Origin of the sequence: Aliiglaciecola litoralis, from assembly GCF_039523355.1 — a bacterium.
GTDB lineage: Bacteria > Pseudomonadota > Gammaproteobacteria > Enterobacterales > Alteromonadaceae > Aliiglaciecola > Aliiglaciecola litoralis.
This window is the reverse complement of record NZ_BAAAFD010000011.1, coordinates 77,100-91,115: the sequence shown is the minus strand read 5'-3', so window position 1 is coordinate 91,115 and position 14,016 is coordinate 77,100. Positions and strand designations below refer to the sequence as shown.

13 protein-coding genes are annotated in these 14,016 nt (G+C 44.3%); 9 read left to right on the top strand and 4 right to left on the bottom strand.

Going from position 1 to position 14,016, the window contains the following annotated elements:
- Positions 1-47: 47 nt before the first annotated feature.
- Positions 48-2,423 carry a heavy metal translocating P-type ATPase gene (locus ABD036_RS16440; RefSeq protein WP_343861892.1) on the top strand — a complete coding sequence of 792 codons (2,376 nt, stop codon included), beginning with the start codon at positions 48-50 and terminating at the stop codon, positions 2,421-2,423.
- 185 nt (positions 2,424-2,608) lie between these two features.
- A complete protein-coding gene (locus ABD036_RS16435) occupies positions 2,609-3,385 on the top strand; it encodes a helix-turn-helix domain-containing protein (protein WP_343861891.1) in 777 nt (258 codons plus the stop codon).
- Positions 3,386-3,581: 196 nt separating this feature from the next.
- Here ABD036_RS16435 and ABD036_RS16430 read toward each other — a convergent pair whose 3' ends face one another.
- Positions 3,582-3,878, bottom strand: a complete 297-nt coding sequence (locus ABD036_RS16430) for an ArsR/SmtB family transcription factor (protein WP_343861890.1) — start codon at positions 3,876-3,878, stop codon at positions 3,582-3,584.
- Positions 3,879-3,984: 106 nt separating this feature from the next.
- On the opposite strand from ABD036_RS16430, the gene ABD036_RS16425 reads away from it, so the two are divergent.
- From ABD036_RS16425 to ABD036_RS16415, 3 genes are all read left to right on the top strand, one after another.
- The gene (locus ABD036_RS16425) at positions 3,985-4,203 is read left to right on the top strand and encodes a YgaP family membrane protein (RefSeq protein WP_343861967.1); all 219 of its coding nucleotides are present in this window, start codon (positions 3,985-3,987) and stop codon (positions 4,201-4,203) included.
- Positions 4,204-4,206: 3 nt separating this feature from the next.
- Entirely contained in the window at positions 4,207-4,554 is a 348-nt protein-coding gene (locus tag ABD036_RS16420) for a rhodanese-like domain-containing protein (RefSeq protein WP_343861887.1), read from the top strand.
- Between the two features lie 81 nt (positions 4,555-4,635).
- Positions 4,636-5,073 carry an OsmC family protein gene (locus ABD036_RS16415; RefSeq protein WP_343861885.1) on the top strand — a complete coding sequence of 146 codons (438 nt, stop codon included), beginning with the start codon at positions 4,636-4,638 and terminating at the stop codon, positions 5,071-5,073.
- 62 nt (positions 5,074-5,135) lie between these two features.
- Here the strand turns inward: ABD036_RS16415 and ABD036_RS16410 are convergent, their stop codons facing one another.
- The 3 genes from ABD036_RS16410 to ABD036_RS16400 form a co-directional block, all read right to left on the bottom strand.
- The gene (locus ABD036_RS16410; RefSeq protein WP_343861883.1) at positions 5,136-5,552 is read right to left on the bottom strand and encodes a F0F1 ATP synthase subunit alpha; all 417 of its coding nucleotides are present in this window, start codon (positions 5,550-5,552) and stop codon (positions 5,136-5,138) included.
- Positions 5,542-6,372 (bottom strand): F0F1 ATP synthase subunit delta, encoded by an 831-nt coding sequence (locus tag ABD036_RS16405; RefSeq protein ID WP_343861882.1) that lies wholly within the window; start codon positions 6,370-6,372, stop codon positions 5,542-5,544. Before ABD036_RS16405 ends, ABD036_RS16410 begins: the two co-directional genes overlap by 11 nt.
- A gap of 376 nt (positions 6,373-6,748) precedes the next feature.
- On the bottom strand, positions 6,749-7,831 hold the full coding sequence (locus tag ABD036_RS16400; RefSeq protein WP_343861880.1) for a 6-phosphofructokinase: 1,083 nt from the start codon (positions 7,829-7,831) through the stop codon (positions 6,749-6,751).
- A 166-nt stretch (positions 7,832-7,997) separates the two neighbouring features.
- Between ABD036_RS16400 and ABD036_RS16395 the strand changes: the two genes are divergently transcribed.
- From ABD036_RS16395 to ABD036_RS16380, 4 genes are all read left to right on the top strand, one after another.
- Positions 7,998-8,837, top strand: a complete 840-nt coding sequence (locus ABD036_RS16395) for a cation diffusion facilitator family transporter (protein WP_343861878.1) — start codon at positions 7,998-8,000, stop codon at positions 8,835-8,837.
- A gap of 103 nt (positions 8,838-8,940) precedes the next feature.
- The gene (locus ABD036_RS16390) at positions 8,941-10,344 is read left to right on the top strand and encodes an MBL fold metallo-hydrolase RNA specificity domain-containing protein (RefSeq protein ID WP_343861876.1); all 1,404 of its coding nucleotides are present in this window, start codon (positions 8,941-8,943) and stop codon (positions 10,342-10,344) included.
- A 78-nt stretch (positions 10,345-10,422) separates the two neighbouring features.
- Entirely contained in the window at positions 10,423-13,140 is a 2,718-nt protein-coding gene (locus ABD036_RS16385) for a cation-translocating P-type ATPase (protein ID WP_343861874.1), read from the top strand.
- A gap of 42 nt (positions 13,141-13,182) precedes the next feature.
- Positions 13,183-14,004, top strand: a complete 822-nt coding sequence (locus ABD036_RS16380) for a universal stress protein (protein ID WP_343861872.1) — start codon at positions 13,183-13,185, stop codon at positions 14,002-14,004.
- Positions 14,005-14,016 lie beyond the last annotated feature (12 nt).

Here is a 14,016-nt window from a genome sequence, read left to right as displayed (position 1 = left end):
AAAGCCCGAAAACCAGCGAATATATTGAGAATAGCAAGGTCGGTATTATGTTGAAAAAAAATCAAACTCAAAATGGTCACACTGATAAACAAACACCTCATTCGACCATCGCAACCGATGGATCCGTAATTGACCCCGTTTGCGGCATGAAAGTGTCCATCAATCCAACTAAATCGGTTGAGTGCGCGGCGGGCATTTTTTATTTCTGTGGCCAGCATTGCCTTGATAAATTTCGTCACGACCCAGCGCAATATACTGCAACTTCTGCGGTATCTGCTATTGCATCAGACTCAATAAAAACATTAAACAAAAATGTGCTCTATACCTGCCCAATGCATACACAAATCCAGCAAGTTGGTGCTGGTAGTTGTCCAATTTGCGGCATGGCGCTAGAACCAATGGATATCACAACAACGGCAGACGACAGTGAGTTAAAAGCGATGACAAGCCGCTTTTGGTTTTGTCTTTCATTAAGTTTACCGCTGATGCTAATTGCCATGAGCGACATGATCCCCGGCTTTAATTTACATCAGCTAATAGGTATGAATGCCTTTAATTGGTTACAAGCAATGCTGGCTGCACCAGTTGTTCTTTGGGGCGGCTGGCCATTTTTCACCAGAGGCTGGGCTTCATTCAAGTCGTGGAACCTCAATATGTTCAGTTTGATTTCGCTGGGCACGGGATCGGCATTTGCTTTTAGTATTTACGCTTTGTTGTTGCCAACTATGTTGCCTGACGCATTTAAATTAAATGGTATGGCTCCGCTGTATTTTGAAGCCGCAGCAGTCATTATTACCCTAGTGTTGCTCGGGCAAGTATTGGAGTTGCGAGCACGCTCTCGTACTAGTGATGCTATCAGGTCACTTCTTGAACTAGCGCCCAATACAGCGTTACGTATTAATCTCGATGGCAATGAAGAAGTGGTGCATTTGGATCAGGTTAAGGTTGGTGATCTGTTGCGAGTTAAGCCCGGTGGCAAAATCCCAGTCGACGGCGAGATAACTGAAGGCCACTCCAACGTTGATGAATCGATGATAACCGGTGAGCCAGCACCTGTTGAGAAAAAAATTGGTAGCAGGGTGACCGCTGGCACGGTTAACCAAACTGGTACGTTTTTAATGCGAGCCAGTAAGGTCGGTGCCGATACCTTGTTGTCGCGTATCGTACAAATGGTAAATGATGCTGGCCATTCTCGTGCGCCGATACAAAAAATAGCGGACCAAGTAGCAGGGTGGTTTGTGCCTGCTGTCATCATTATTGCCGTGCTGGCTTTTGTGATTTGGGCGTTATTAGGACCCACACCCGCATTTGCTAATGGGCTGGTTGCAGCAGTTTCGGTACTCATTATTGCTTGTCCTTGTGCACTTGGCTTAGCAACACCCATATCTATCATGGTGGGAGTCGGTCGTGGCGCAATTGAGGGCGTTTTAATTAAAGATGCTGAAGCCTTAGAGTTAATGGAGAAAGTCGATACCTTAGTGATAGATAAAACTGGCACGCTTACCCTTGGCAAACCAAAAGTGCAAAACGTGATCCCAGTGGCTGGATTTGATCAGGAAACTGTACTGCAATATGCAGCAAATTTAGATTCTTCAAGTGAGCATCCATTAGCGGTTGCTATTGTCGAGCACGCTAAAGCAAACCATATATCTGTTGAGGTTATTGAACAATTTGAGTCTATTACCGGCAGAGGTGTAAAGGGGGTATTGCACGGAAAAGTATTATCACTGGGTAACGTGCGCATGATGCAAGAGCAAAACACTGACATCTCGGCTCTTGCCTGTGAGGTGGAAAAGCTGAGAGAGAATGCGCAAACGGTGATGTTTTTAAGTGTTGAAGGGGCATTGGCTGGAGTTGTCAGTGTGGCAGATCCAATTAAATCGACATCAGAAGAAGCCCTTAAGACAATACAAAGCGCAGGTTTGAACATCATTTTAGTGACAGGTGATAACACAACTACAGCCGCCGCTGTTGCTAAACAACTCGGGCTTAAGGATTTTATTGCAGAAGCCTTACCAGAAGATAAATTAAAATATTTAAAGCAGCTGCAATCCAAAGGACATATCGTCGCCATGGCTGGAGATGGCGTCAATGATGCACCGGCTTTAGCTCAAGCTAACGTGGGTATTGCCATGGGGACCGGAACAGATGTTGCAATGAACAGTGCACGAGTTGTGCTCGTTAAAGGGGACTTGCGAGGAATCGCCACCGCGCGCTTGCTAAGTCAGCATTCTATGACAAATATTCGCCAGAATTTGTTCTTTGCTTTCATCTATAATTTTCTTGGAGTGCCGATCGCCGCTGGCATTCTTTATCCATGGTTTGGCATTTTACTCAGCCCGATGTTCGCAAGCGCTGCCATGGCGTTAAGTTCGGTTTCCGTCATTGGCAATGCTCTGAGATTACGCAATAGAACGCTGTAAATTTGATTGTTGTTCTTCAGTGCGGGATTAATTTCCAACCTCGGACTAGGTAGTTTCCGCAATAAAATACGCAAAACAACGAATATCCTCATTTTACATTTAGCGTTATGGTTTTTTAAGCAGTAAGAAACTTTATTCGGCAAATTCTGATGTATTGCCTTACACGTTTTTTGGGAGGCAATATTATGAGCGAGAAGTCATTAACATCATCAAATTTGTGTCGACAATGTGCCAGATCGGCTATGTGCTTCGGTAGTTTAGGTGGCACATCTTCTCAACAGCTCCAAAGGTCGCACAAAGTCTATCATCGCGGAGAGACGCTGTTTTCCATGGGAGATGAGTTTGCGGCGGTTTATATTATGCGAACTGGCTCTGCAAAGTCATTTGTGAGTACAGCAAGAGGGGACGAGCAGATATCGGGTTTTTTCTACAAAGGAGATATGCTCGGCGCCGATGGCTTTGACAATATGACACACGGTCACAGCTTAAAATTCTTAGAAACGAGCAGTGTTTGCTGGATAGGGCTTAACGAGCTTGATAAAGCCTTAATTGAGTCACCTACTAAGCGCGGGCAACTGTTGAAAAGCATGAGCCACGCACTGGTCGATGAACAACGGATGCTAGTTAATATGGCTAAGTTGAGCTCTGAACAACGGCTTGCAAAATTTTTATTGGATCTATCTGAACGTTTCGAATTACAGGGACTCTGTGCAACAACATTTGACCTAAGTATGACGCGAATCGATATTGCTAATTTTCTTGGTATGGCGATTGAAACCATTAGCCGTCTTTTGACCAAGTTACAGCAGCAGAAGATTATTAAGGTGAATCGTCGGCAGATTAACTTAATTAATATGGACAAATTACAACGCTGCTTGCTTGATGAACCGGGTAATTCGTGGACACCTGATTGTAAAGTGCAACAATTAAAGTTCCAATCAAGCTCAGCTTTGGTGGCCTAATTGAGGGCATTTCGATATTTGTGCTCAATCGCTCAATGTGACTGATGTTTTTGTGAAAGTGGCAGGCATTCCCCCGCCACTTGCATTGCATTTGATCACATTCCCCAGCAAACACGAATAGCAACAGTGGCAGCTTACTAGTTAAAGAATATTAGACCAATTTGTCTACATAAAGGTCTTTCACCTATCAAACTCCTTACTTGACACAAAAGCACTGATATAGCGTTCCGATGATATCTTTCACTCGTTGGTCGCTTACCGAATAATAAATACTTTGCGCATCGCGCCGAGTTGAAACCAGTTCATGCTTACGTAAGGTCGCCAGATGTTGCGACAGCGCCGATTGCCCAAGCGGGATCCGTAAATTGAGTTGTGACACACTGCATTCGTTTTCGATCAGGCTACACAGGATCATTAGCCGATTTTTATTTGCCAGCAATTTCATAAATGATTCTGCCTCGGAGGCGTTCGCGGCTAATTGATGTAGATCCATTTTTGATTACTCCAAACTCATAAAAATGTAGCTTTGGTTGACACCTTGCAACTTGTATATTAGATTTACCTTATATTAGTGTCAACTAATATAAGGTAAATCTAATATAATCGACGCCACACAAAGACGAATTATTGATGAAAGTAGATGCCGCGTTACTATTAATCGCAGACGTGATGGTTTTAGTGTCACTGGCTTTAATTTATTTTCTAATACTAACTGGGTATTTCTGACTATCTTTATTGCAATCAATTTAATTCAGTCTGCATTCACCCATTGGTGTCCAATGAAGACCATCCTAAAAAACGCAGATTTACAGGAGTAAGAAATGTTAAAAAACGTTCCCGAATTAGTGCAGCTAGCAGCAAAAAATGTACGCCGGATTGATGCTGATACAGCAACCAGAGAATTGGAAAACAACAAGGGCCTATTAATTGATGTTCGAGAGCCAGCAGAACATCAAGCAAAGGGGGCAAAAGGTGCGATTAACATTCCCCGAGGGTTACTTGAAATGAAGGTTTTGGAGATAGAAAAAGATCCAAATCGGGCTATCTATTTGCATTGTGCTACCTCAGTCAGAGCCATTCTATCCGCTGAACAACTGGCTAGAATAGGGTTTAACAATGTCAGTGTGATCACCTGCGATTTGGACACAATCCAAAAAGCATGTGAATAAGCACATTATCTCAATACTATATTTAACCAAAGTTCAGGTTATTTAGCATATTAAAATCTACTAAAATCGGAGTGTTACCTTATGCAAGCATTACCTCATCAATACCAGATCAAAGCCAAGGGAAAGTCTGACAACAGTCTTATCGTCAGTGTTAATAATTTAGACGATATGGCCGTTGCACCACCTGCACAATTTGGTGGGCCAGGCGATGTGTGGTCGCCAGAAGATTTCTTTATGGCATCGATTTCCAGCTGCTTTATTTTATCATTTAGAGCCGTCGCGCGAGCCTCTAAACTGAACTGGGTGTCACTCGAGTGTCACTCCGAAGGCACCTTAGACAGAGTCGATGGTAAAACACAATTTACCAAAGTAGTCACCAAAGCCTGTTTAGTGATAGGCGAAAATCAAAGCATCGAAGACGCCGAACGCATTTTGCACAAAGCGGATCAAAATTGCTTGGTGGCAAACTCTTTAACCACTGAAACCCTACTGGAATGTGATGTCACTGTGCAAAGTTAATCTGTGCATACGAATAATGATGAAGGAACCCTAGGATACTCGTAGTCGAGTCTCGGCATCGATTACCCCAAGGTTTTGCCGTCAGCGCAGCGGCCCAGATGATTTCTTACTCTGTTGATTCGTCTTTCATTGGCGGCATTGTGCAAGATTCGTCTGGTTCGTTTGACTTCGTTTCCGACTTCAATTTTGCTGTAATCACCCAGCAGAACAACACGCGTTCCTGCGTCATCTGCATCTAAAGCAAAGCCATAAATACCATAGGGAAACTTCAGTAATTCCTCAAATGCAACACTAGCCAAACCGCTAACGAGAGCAATACCGTCAGATAGCTTGATCACAGTACCTGTTTGTTGAAGTGAAAGGCCAACATCAAGGGATTCTCGAAACTTTTTCAAATCATTAAAAACGTCATCAAAGGCCTTGTCCATTTGACAATGGAACCAATGCTCTATACTGAAACTGGCGAATTTATTTGTCATGGCTAGTTAGGGATTCTCTAACACTTGGCGTGAGATTTTGTTGCTTTAGCGGCGTTAATTGCACTATATCGCTGATATGTTCTTGTAACTCTTCCAAATAATGATGGGCGCTCCACGTTAACTTCCAATCACCGATTTTCAACTCAAGACCTGAAATCAAATCGGGTATATGTTGATATGTGAACTTTATTTTGATTGTTTTGGCTTGGCTAACTATATTCGCTATTTTTTGGTTTATGACTGATTTTTGCACATCAGAGATCTCAAATGCACAGCGCAGGTTAATATGATAAGAAGACGTTGTCAGTGCTTTCACTAAGTCAGCGTGTTGTGTTGCATCGAGTGACGCAAGCTGTTCCAAGAATTTGTCGATCATCACTTGTTGAATATCTTGTCCTGCAAGGTCGGTTAACACTTTACCGGCGATGGCATAGATTTCTTTGACACTCTTACGCAGTACATCATTTTGCAGTTGATACAATTCAGATTGCAGCGAGTTTAATCGTTTACGTAGCATTTCGTCGGCCGCTTTCTGGGCTGAATTAAATAGTGAGTTGCGTTGCTCTTCAGCCTCTTCATGCATTTTTTTGACAATATTGATGCGCTGATGGTCTAACTCTTTGAGCATACTGACACAGTGTTGCTCGCATTGTTCTGCTGATTCGGCTTTGGGAGTTGCTTGGTCAAACGTATTATTCTGGTGAGGGGCAGATGTTTGCAGACTATCAACAGCAGGTAAATTGAAAGAGCATCGAAGAAGCCAAATCAAAATAGCCAAATTGAAAATTTGTATGGTCATCGTAAACCAATCAAATTGCATGATTCATCCTCCGGTTTGTGCCACTAAATAGTGTCGAATAAGACTAGGTAATTCAAAGAGACGATCAGCAAAGGCAATAATTAAAGCGACATAGATAGTAAGCAAGTGCGGCACATAACTAATCACCTTTGCATCACAATTTAGAAAATCGCTTGTCGCAGTCGTTGTTAAGCGTTTAGGTTTACTATCTGTGGCATGCTTGTCGATGTTCATCAGAGTTGTGATTGTGCTTTTGATCGTTGATATCTAGGGGTGATTATGTAGCGATTTAACAGGTTACAATTGACCCGGATCAAGGTTTGATGATTAATACAGGCCGCTATCGCGTTGAGTTTGAGATTGCTTAGAGAGACGCTGCTTAGTCTTGCTTGCAGAGTCACACCATTTCACTAATACGAGTAAGAGCAGGCACGCCAATGCTGATCCCTAATGATAATGCTGTGTTCAGGGATGTATCATCTGCAGGAACCATTCTGGTTTGATTGGCGACTTGTTCCAGCATCACATTGCTTAGTTGGTTGTTATTCATCACAACTACTCGGCCAAACTGTTTTGCCGCTATCAAAGAGGCTGCTTCTTGGCCCACACTGCTGGCAAATATCCGGTCAAACGCTGTTGGCGTCCCTCCACGTTGAATATGGCCCAGAGCGGTGGCTCTTACCTCTGCGTCAAGCCGCTGTTCAAGCTGAAGCTTCAATGTATTACCGATACCACCTAATCGGATAGGATCTGGCGCACAACCTAAGGTTTCACGAACCGTGGCTTGACCCCCTTGAGGCATGGCACCTTCCGCTACTACGATAATGGAATATTGTTGATCACTTGCGCGTAATTTGCATGCTTTGGCAACTTCATCCATATCGTACGGAAATTCAGGTAGCAATATAACGTCAGCTCCACCCGCGACACCTGCATGTAAAGCGATCCAGCCAGCGTAACGGCCCATGGTTTCAAGGATCATCACGCGTTTGTGTGATTGACCAGTGGTACGCAAGCGATCTAGCGCCTCGGTGACAATAGACACCGCAGTGTCAAAACCAAAGGTTCGATCGGTGCACATGAGATCGTTATCTATGGTTTTAGGGACGCCAACGATATTCATGCCCAGTTTAGACAGCTCATAGGCAATAGACAAAGTGCCGTCACCACCGATCACGACAACTGCATCGAGTCCTAATGAATGATAATAGGAGACAACTTTGGCACTGTGATCTGCACCTCGGTAATTGAACGGGTCGGCCTTGTTACTGGTTCCTAGGATGGTTCCGCCTAAAGATAAAATGCCGCTACAATCAGAGTAGGAAAGAGGCCTTACCCGTTGCTCTATTAAGCCAGCAAAACCATCTTCAATTCCGATAATCTTCGCATTGCAGTTTAACATCAGGCTTTTAGCTGTGGCTCTTATCGCCGCATTCAGGCCAGGGCAATCACCGCCGCCAGTAAGAATACCTATTTGCATTTGCGCTCCTTTAGTTGGGGCTATACTAAAACATTCGATGCCCCTTTAATTGGCACAGACAAGCATATTGCTTACACGCACTATGACATTGACATAAAACAATATTCTGTGAGTTTAAAAATGAAAAAAGTAACACGAAAATGGCAACTATAAGATTGAGAGACTTATGCAGGTAAAAACTGTCTTGCTCATTGAAGGCTGCGTTAATCTATTGATTGCGCTGTGTAAACTCAGTGTCGGCTTTATGACAAACTCGACCGCCATTATCGCCGACGGAGTGCATTCTTTTACCGATGTAACGAATAATATTGTGGCCTGGATGGCTGTCACCATTTCTGAAACGCCTGCGGACAGAGGGCATCCTTATGGCCATCAAAAGTTTGAACAGTTAGCCATTTTTGTTCTAGCAACCTTGCTAGTTGTTGTTGCGTTTGAAATATCCCTGAGCGCGTTTCAACGCATCGGCGAGCCAGTGGAACACAGCTTTTTGGGGTTAATTATACTTATTGCGGCATTGATTATTAATACGATTTTAACGCTATGGGAGCGTCATTGGGCGAAGCGATTAAACTCAGATATATTAGTTGCAGATGCCACCCATACGCTAAGTGATGTGTTGACCAGTATTGCCGTCATCGTTGGTTGGCAACTTGCTTCTAGAGGCTATTATTGGATAGATGCTGTCTTTGCGATCATTATCTCCAGTATAATTTTTTATCTTGCTTTTAAGCTCTTTCAAAGTGCGATACCGATACTTGTCGACTCCAGCGAAGTCGATGCACATAAAATGACGGATGCCATTATGAATATCGACGCCGTAAAAGAGGTGCGCCGAGTGCGGTCAAGATCGAGCGGAAAATACCGCATTGCCGATGTTGTGGTGACGGTTGATCCGAATATGTCTACCGCTGATTCGCACCAAGTTGCAGACAGTATTGAGCATTTACTGGCGACTAAATTTCATATTGAAGATGCCGTTGTTCATATAGAACCCTTTGAAAAATAAACGGTTTTGACTGCTATCGCTGGAAAACTTGATTAAGATCAATATAGCACTAAGCGTCTGATGGTGAAGTGAGTGCACTATTCAACAATTCGTCGATTTTTATATGGCCTCGATCAAATTTTGTGGTGCAGCTCAAGAAGTGACAGGATCCTGTCATATGCTAACGTCACCGGCACTGGGTACCATTCTACTTGATTGTGGCATGCATCAAGGTGGGAGTTGGGAGCGTAGAACTCAGCAAGAGGCATTTTTGTTTAACCCCCTTAGCATTGATGCTGTGGTACTTTCTCATGCTCATTTAGATCATAGCGGCATGTTGCCCAAATTGGTGCACGAAGGCTTTACGGGGCCCATTTACTGCGCGGATGCGACTGCTGATTTGTTGCAGATCATGTTGCTCGATTCAGTGGGCATCTATTTAGGTGATTTGGAACGAGAAAATCGCCAACGTGCGCGCAAAGGAAAATCGTTGTTGGAGCCCTCGTATACCGAAGAGGATGTGCATGCGACCTTAAGCCAATGCATAACAAAAAATTACGGTGAAGCCTTTAATTTAACAGAGGATGGGCATGTGACATTTCACGATGCCGGTCACATTCTTGGCTCCGCCATTGTCGAGATCACTTTTTCAGAGCGCAACAAACGCAAAACATTGGTTTTCTCTGGTGACTTGGGCAATAAAAGCGCCGTGTTAATGAATGATCCAGCCATCTTAACCCAAGCTGATGTGGTACTGATGGAAGGCACCTACGGTGATAGAAACCATCGCTCAATCGAAGATACCGTTGAGCAACTTATAACCATACTCGAAGATACACAAAAGCGTGGCGGCAACATCATGATCCCCGCGTTTGCTGTGGGGCGCACACAAGAGCTGTTGTTTTATTTAGGACAATTACACCATCGGGGATTGCTAGAAAACTGGCAGGTCATTTTAGACAGTCCTATGGCGATTGAAGTCACGAAAGTGTATGACCGCTGGTTCGATTCCTTAGACAATGACGAAATTGAGCAGGCAACGCCCTCGGTTCATTCATTACTAAAAGACTTTATTCCACGTTTGTTTTTGTCCGTTACGCCAGAAAACTCAATGGCAATCAACAAAATTAAACAAGGAGCGATTATTCTAGCCGGCAGCGGTATGTGCACCGGTGGCAGAATTCGCCACCACTTTAAACAACGCATTTGGGATAGTCGCAATACCATTATCTTTTGTGGGTTCCAAGCCAAAGGAACTTTGGGCAGGCTGTTAGTGGATGGTAAATCCATGATTAAAATATTCAATGACAGTTATGCGGTGAAAGCACAAATTGAAACCCTCGGCGGGTTTTCTGCTCACGCAGGACAGCTGGAGCTTATCGAGTGGGTGTCAAACTTCCAAAGTAATCCAAGAATAATTTTAGTGCATGGTGATCCAGAGGCGCTAGATTGTTTGTCACAAAAATTGTGGGACGAAAAAGGCATTGAGTCTGAGATCCCCATATTAGATCAATCGATTGCGTTTTAATTGGCATTTTATGGCTGGAGTTGCATTGAAAGTCAGTGGTTTTCAAAAACGGAAATGTCAACAGATTAAGGTTGTGTTATGAGTGCGAATATCGTTCCACATAACAGTACGGTTGATGAAGTTTTCTCCACTTTTCAAAGCAGTGAAGCAGGATTATCACAACAACTTGCCTCTGAACGTTTGTCATTGTATGGCAAAAATAGCTTGCCGTTGGCACCGGCACGTTCAGCTTGGAAACGTTTCTTTTCCCAATTTCATAACGTCCTTATTTATGTGCTCATAGGCAGTGGCGTACTTAGTATCTTATTACAGCATTATGTCGATAGCGGTGTGATTTTTGCGGTGGTGTTAGTGAATGCCATTATTGGCTTTATCCAAGAAGGAAAAGCCGAGAATGCATTACGTACAATCATGTCAATGACGAAATCGCAGTGCATGGTTGTAAGAAATGGGGCGCTTGAGTCCATAGACAGCAGTGAGCTGGTCATTGGTGATGTGGTGATGTTGCAGGCAGGTGATCGGGTGCCCGCAGACATCCGACTATTCTTCAGTAAAGATTTCAGGTGCGATGAATCCGCGCTGACCGGAGAAGCGCAGCCTGTAAGCAAACGTATTACCCCCATTGAAGGTAACGTTCCTTTAGCTGAACGTAAGAACATGGCCTATATGGGCACCATGGTTACCTATGGTCTTGCGCGCGGTGTGGTAACCCATACAGCATTAGCAAGCCAAATCGGTGAGATAAGCAACTTGGTAGGCAAAGTTAAATTGATGCAAACACCACTGCAGCTGCAATTGGCGAGATTCGCCCATCAATTAACCATAGGGATTATCGTGGTTTCCGTTCTTACCATGGTGCTGGGAATTTTCATTCATCAATATGCATTAGGCGATATGTTTCAAGCCGCCATTGGTATCGCGGTGTCTTCTATACCTGAGGGGTTACCGGCTATTGTAACCATTGCATTGGCTATCGGTGTTCAGAGAATGGCTAAAAATAATGCCTTGGTTAGACGCTTACCTGCGGTAGAAGTGCTCGGTGCAGTGGACGTGATTTGCTCTGATAAAACTGGAACCCTCACCGCAAATGCAATGACCGCGCGCGAGGTTTATACCGCCTCTGGTGGTTACCGTATTTCAGGAGAAGGGTATAAACCTGAGGGACTGATTAAATCGAATAGCACTTCAGAGTCTGTGTTGATCGATCACGATAGCTGTTTCACTCAGGCTTGCGTAATAGCCTTGTTATGCAACGATGCCAACATTGAACATGAGAACGGTGATTGGCTCCTACATGGCGATCCTACGGAAGGTGCGTTGCTGACATTGGCCCTCAAGCATGGCCTAACGGTCGGTAGTTTGCAGCACGATTTGCCACGTATCGATATCTTGCCATTTGAAAGCGAAAAACGTTACATGGCAACCTTACATCACAATACCCTTGGCGAAGTGAGTTTAATGGTCAAAGGTGCGCCAGAGAGACTCATCGATTATGCCAGCCATCAATTGGATGAGTCTGGGGTGCAACCTGTTGACAAAACTCAATGGCTAGCAATGACCGCAGATTATGGGCGCAGGGGAATGCGAGTAATGGCATTGGCAATGAAAAGGTACAATACCAAGCCAGATACCCTTAGCCATCAAGAGGTTGAAAGTAATTTGATTCTAGTCGGGCTGGTGGGCATCAGTGACCCGCCACGCAAAGAGGCTATCGACAGCATAAAAATGTGCCATAGCGCGGGCATTCGCGTCAAGATGATCACCGGTGATAGCCCTGTTACTGCAGCGGCGATTGGCGCCGAGCTCGGCCTTGATGTACGGCGCGTGCTGACCGGTCAAGAGATTGATAATTTACCTGCCGCTCAATTGTCAGTGCTCGTCGAGCAGGTTGACGTATTTGCCCGCACCAGCCCCTCCAATAAACTACAACTAGTCGAAGCCTTGCAGAAGAATAGGCATGTTGTCGCCATGACTGGCGATGGTGTCAATGATGCTCCTGCGTTGAAGCAGGCTAACATTGGCGTAGCCATGGGGCATAAGGGGACTGATGCCGCAAAAGAGGCGGCTGACTTTGTGTTGACCGATGACAATTTTAGTACCATCGCCAGCGCGGTTCGCGAAGGTCGAACGGTATACGACAACATTGTTAAATCGATTATTTTTATTTTACCCACGAACCTAGCCGAAGCTTTGGTGATATTTACTGCGATAATGCTAGGCAGGATGATGCCAATCACGCCAGCGCAAATACTATGGGTGAATATGATCACGGCGATCACCTTAGCACTGGCATTGGCGTTTGAACATCCAGAGCCCAATGTCATGAACAAGGCACCTAGGCCTTTTGGGCAAGGGTTATTTACGGTTGCGCTATTGCTTAGAATGGTGTTAGTGGGCGTGATTGGCGCAACCATCGTGTTTGAGCTATTTGCGTATTATCGGAATAACGGATCCTCGATTGAGTACGCAAGGGCAGTAGCGGTCAACGCCCTTGTCATGATCGAGCTTTTCTATTTATTTACCTGCCGATTCCTCAATCAATCTGTTTTTAGTGGCCACTTCCTAAACGGCAGTCAACCCATGCTGATCGCTTCTGCCGCCGTTATATGCTTGCAGCTTGGCTTCAGTTACTTGCCGCAGTCGCAGCAACTTTTCGGATTGGTAAGCATTAGTTTAGATGACTGGTTAAAAATAATAGTCTGCACTTTTCCTATCCTTCTTATCGTTGAAGTCGAAAAGTTTGTGCAACGGAAATTGAATAATTACAACGTTAAAGTTGCGCAATCAGCAACCTGAGTTATACAAGTAGTTGAACTATTATTGAACAAAGGGTTTTAAATGAGAAATATCTTAGTGGTAGTCGAGAGTGCAGACAGTGCCAAGATGATGTTGGAAAAGTCGTTACGATTTTTACCAGAGAGCATCAGCGTAGTGTTGTTCAGTGATAGTAACGCTGTTGCGGCGGATGTCCAGACCGTACTTAATGACGTTGCCGCGGGCCATTGTACCGCCAACCTGATAATTAATTCTGCCTTTGATAAGCACGCGAAGAAGCTAAGCATGACGGATTTGCTCAGTCACACTAACCCTGACATGGTCGTAATTTATCGACCTCAACTCGGACAAGGTCAGCACGATTTTGGGTTAGTAAAGGCCGTGCTTCAAAGTGAATCTCAATCGGCAGTGTTATTTTGTGGGGACAACAAATGGAAGAAAAAAATGAAGGTCCTGGCCACGCTCGATATGGTTGACGACAGTCCATCTCAAGGTTTACTAAATGACAAAGTTGCTGATACGGCAGTGCAGCTTCTAAATATGACTCAAGCGGAATTAACTCTATTGAGTGTCATCGAAATATCAGGAATTCGTGAAGAGTTAGATATCGCAATCCCACATGAGTTAATGGCAACTAAGGGCAAAGAGATTAAGGCGAGATTAGCCGATATGATCAGTACCAAAGGCCAACCTATTGTCTATTCAACCTTCGTATCTGTTGGTGTTGTATCTAAGGAAATATCCTCGGTCTCGCAAAAACTAAAATCCAGCTTGGTGATCATGGGCAATGTTGGCAGAACCGGCCTAAAAGGATTCGTAGTCGGGAATACCGCTGAAAAAATACTTGAGCGACTGGCGGTTGATGCCTTGATTGTGAAAGCTTAGTCAAGATGAAAA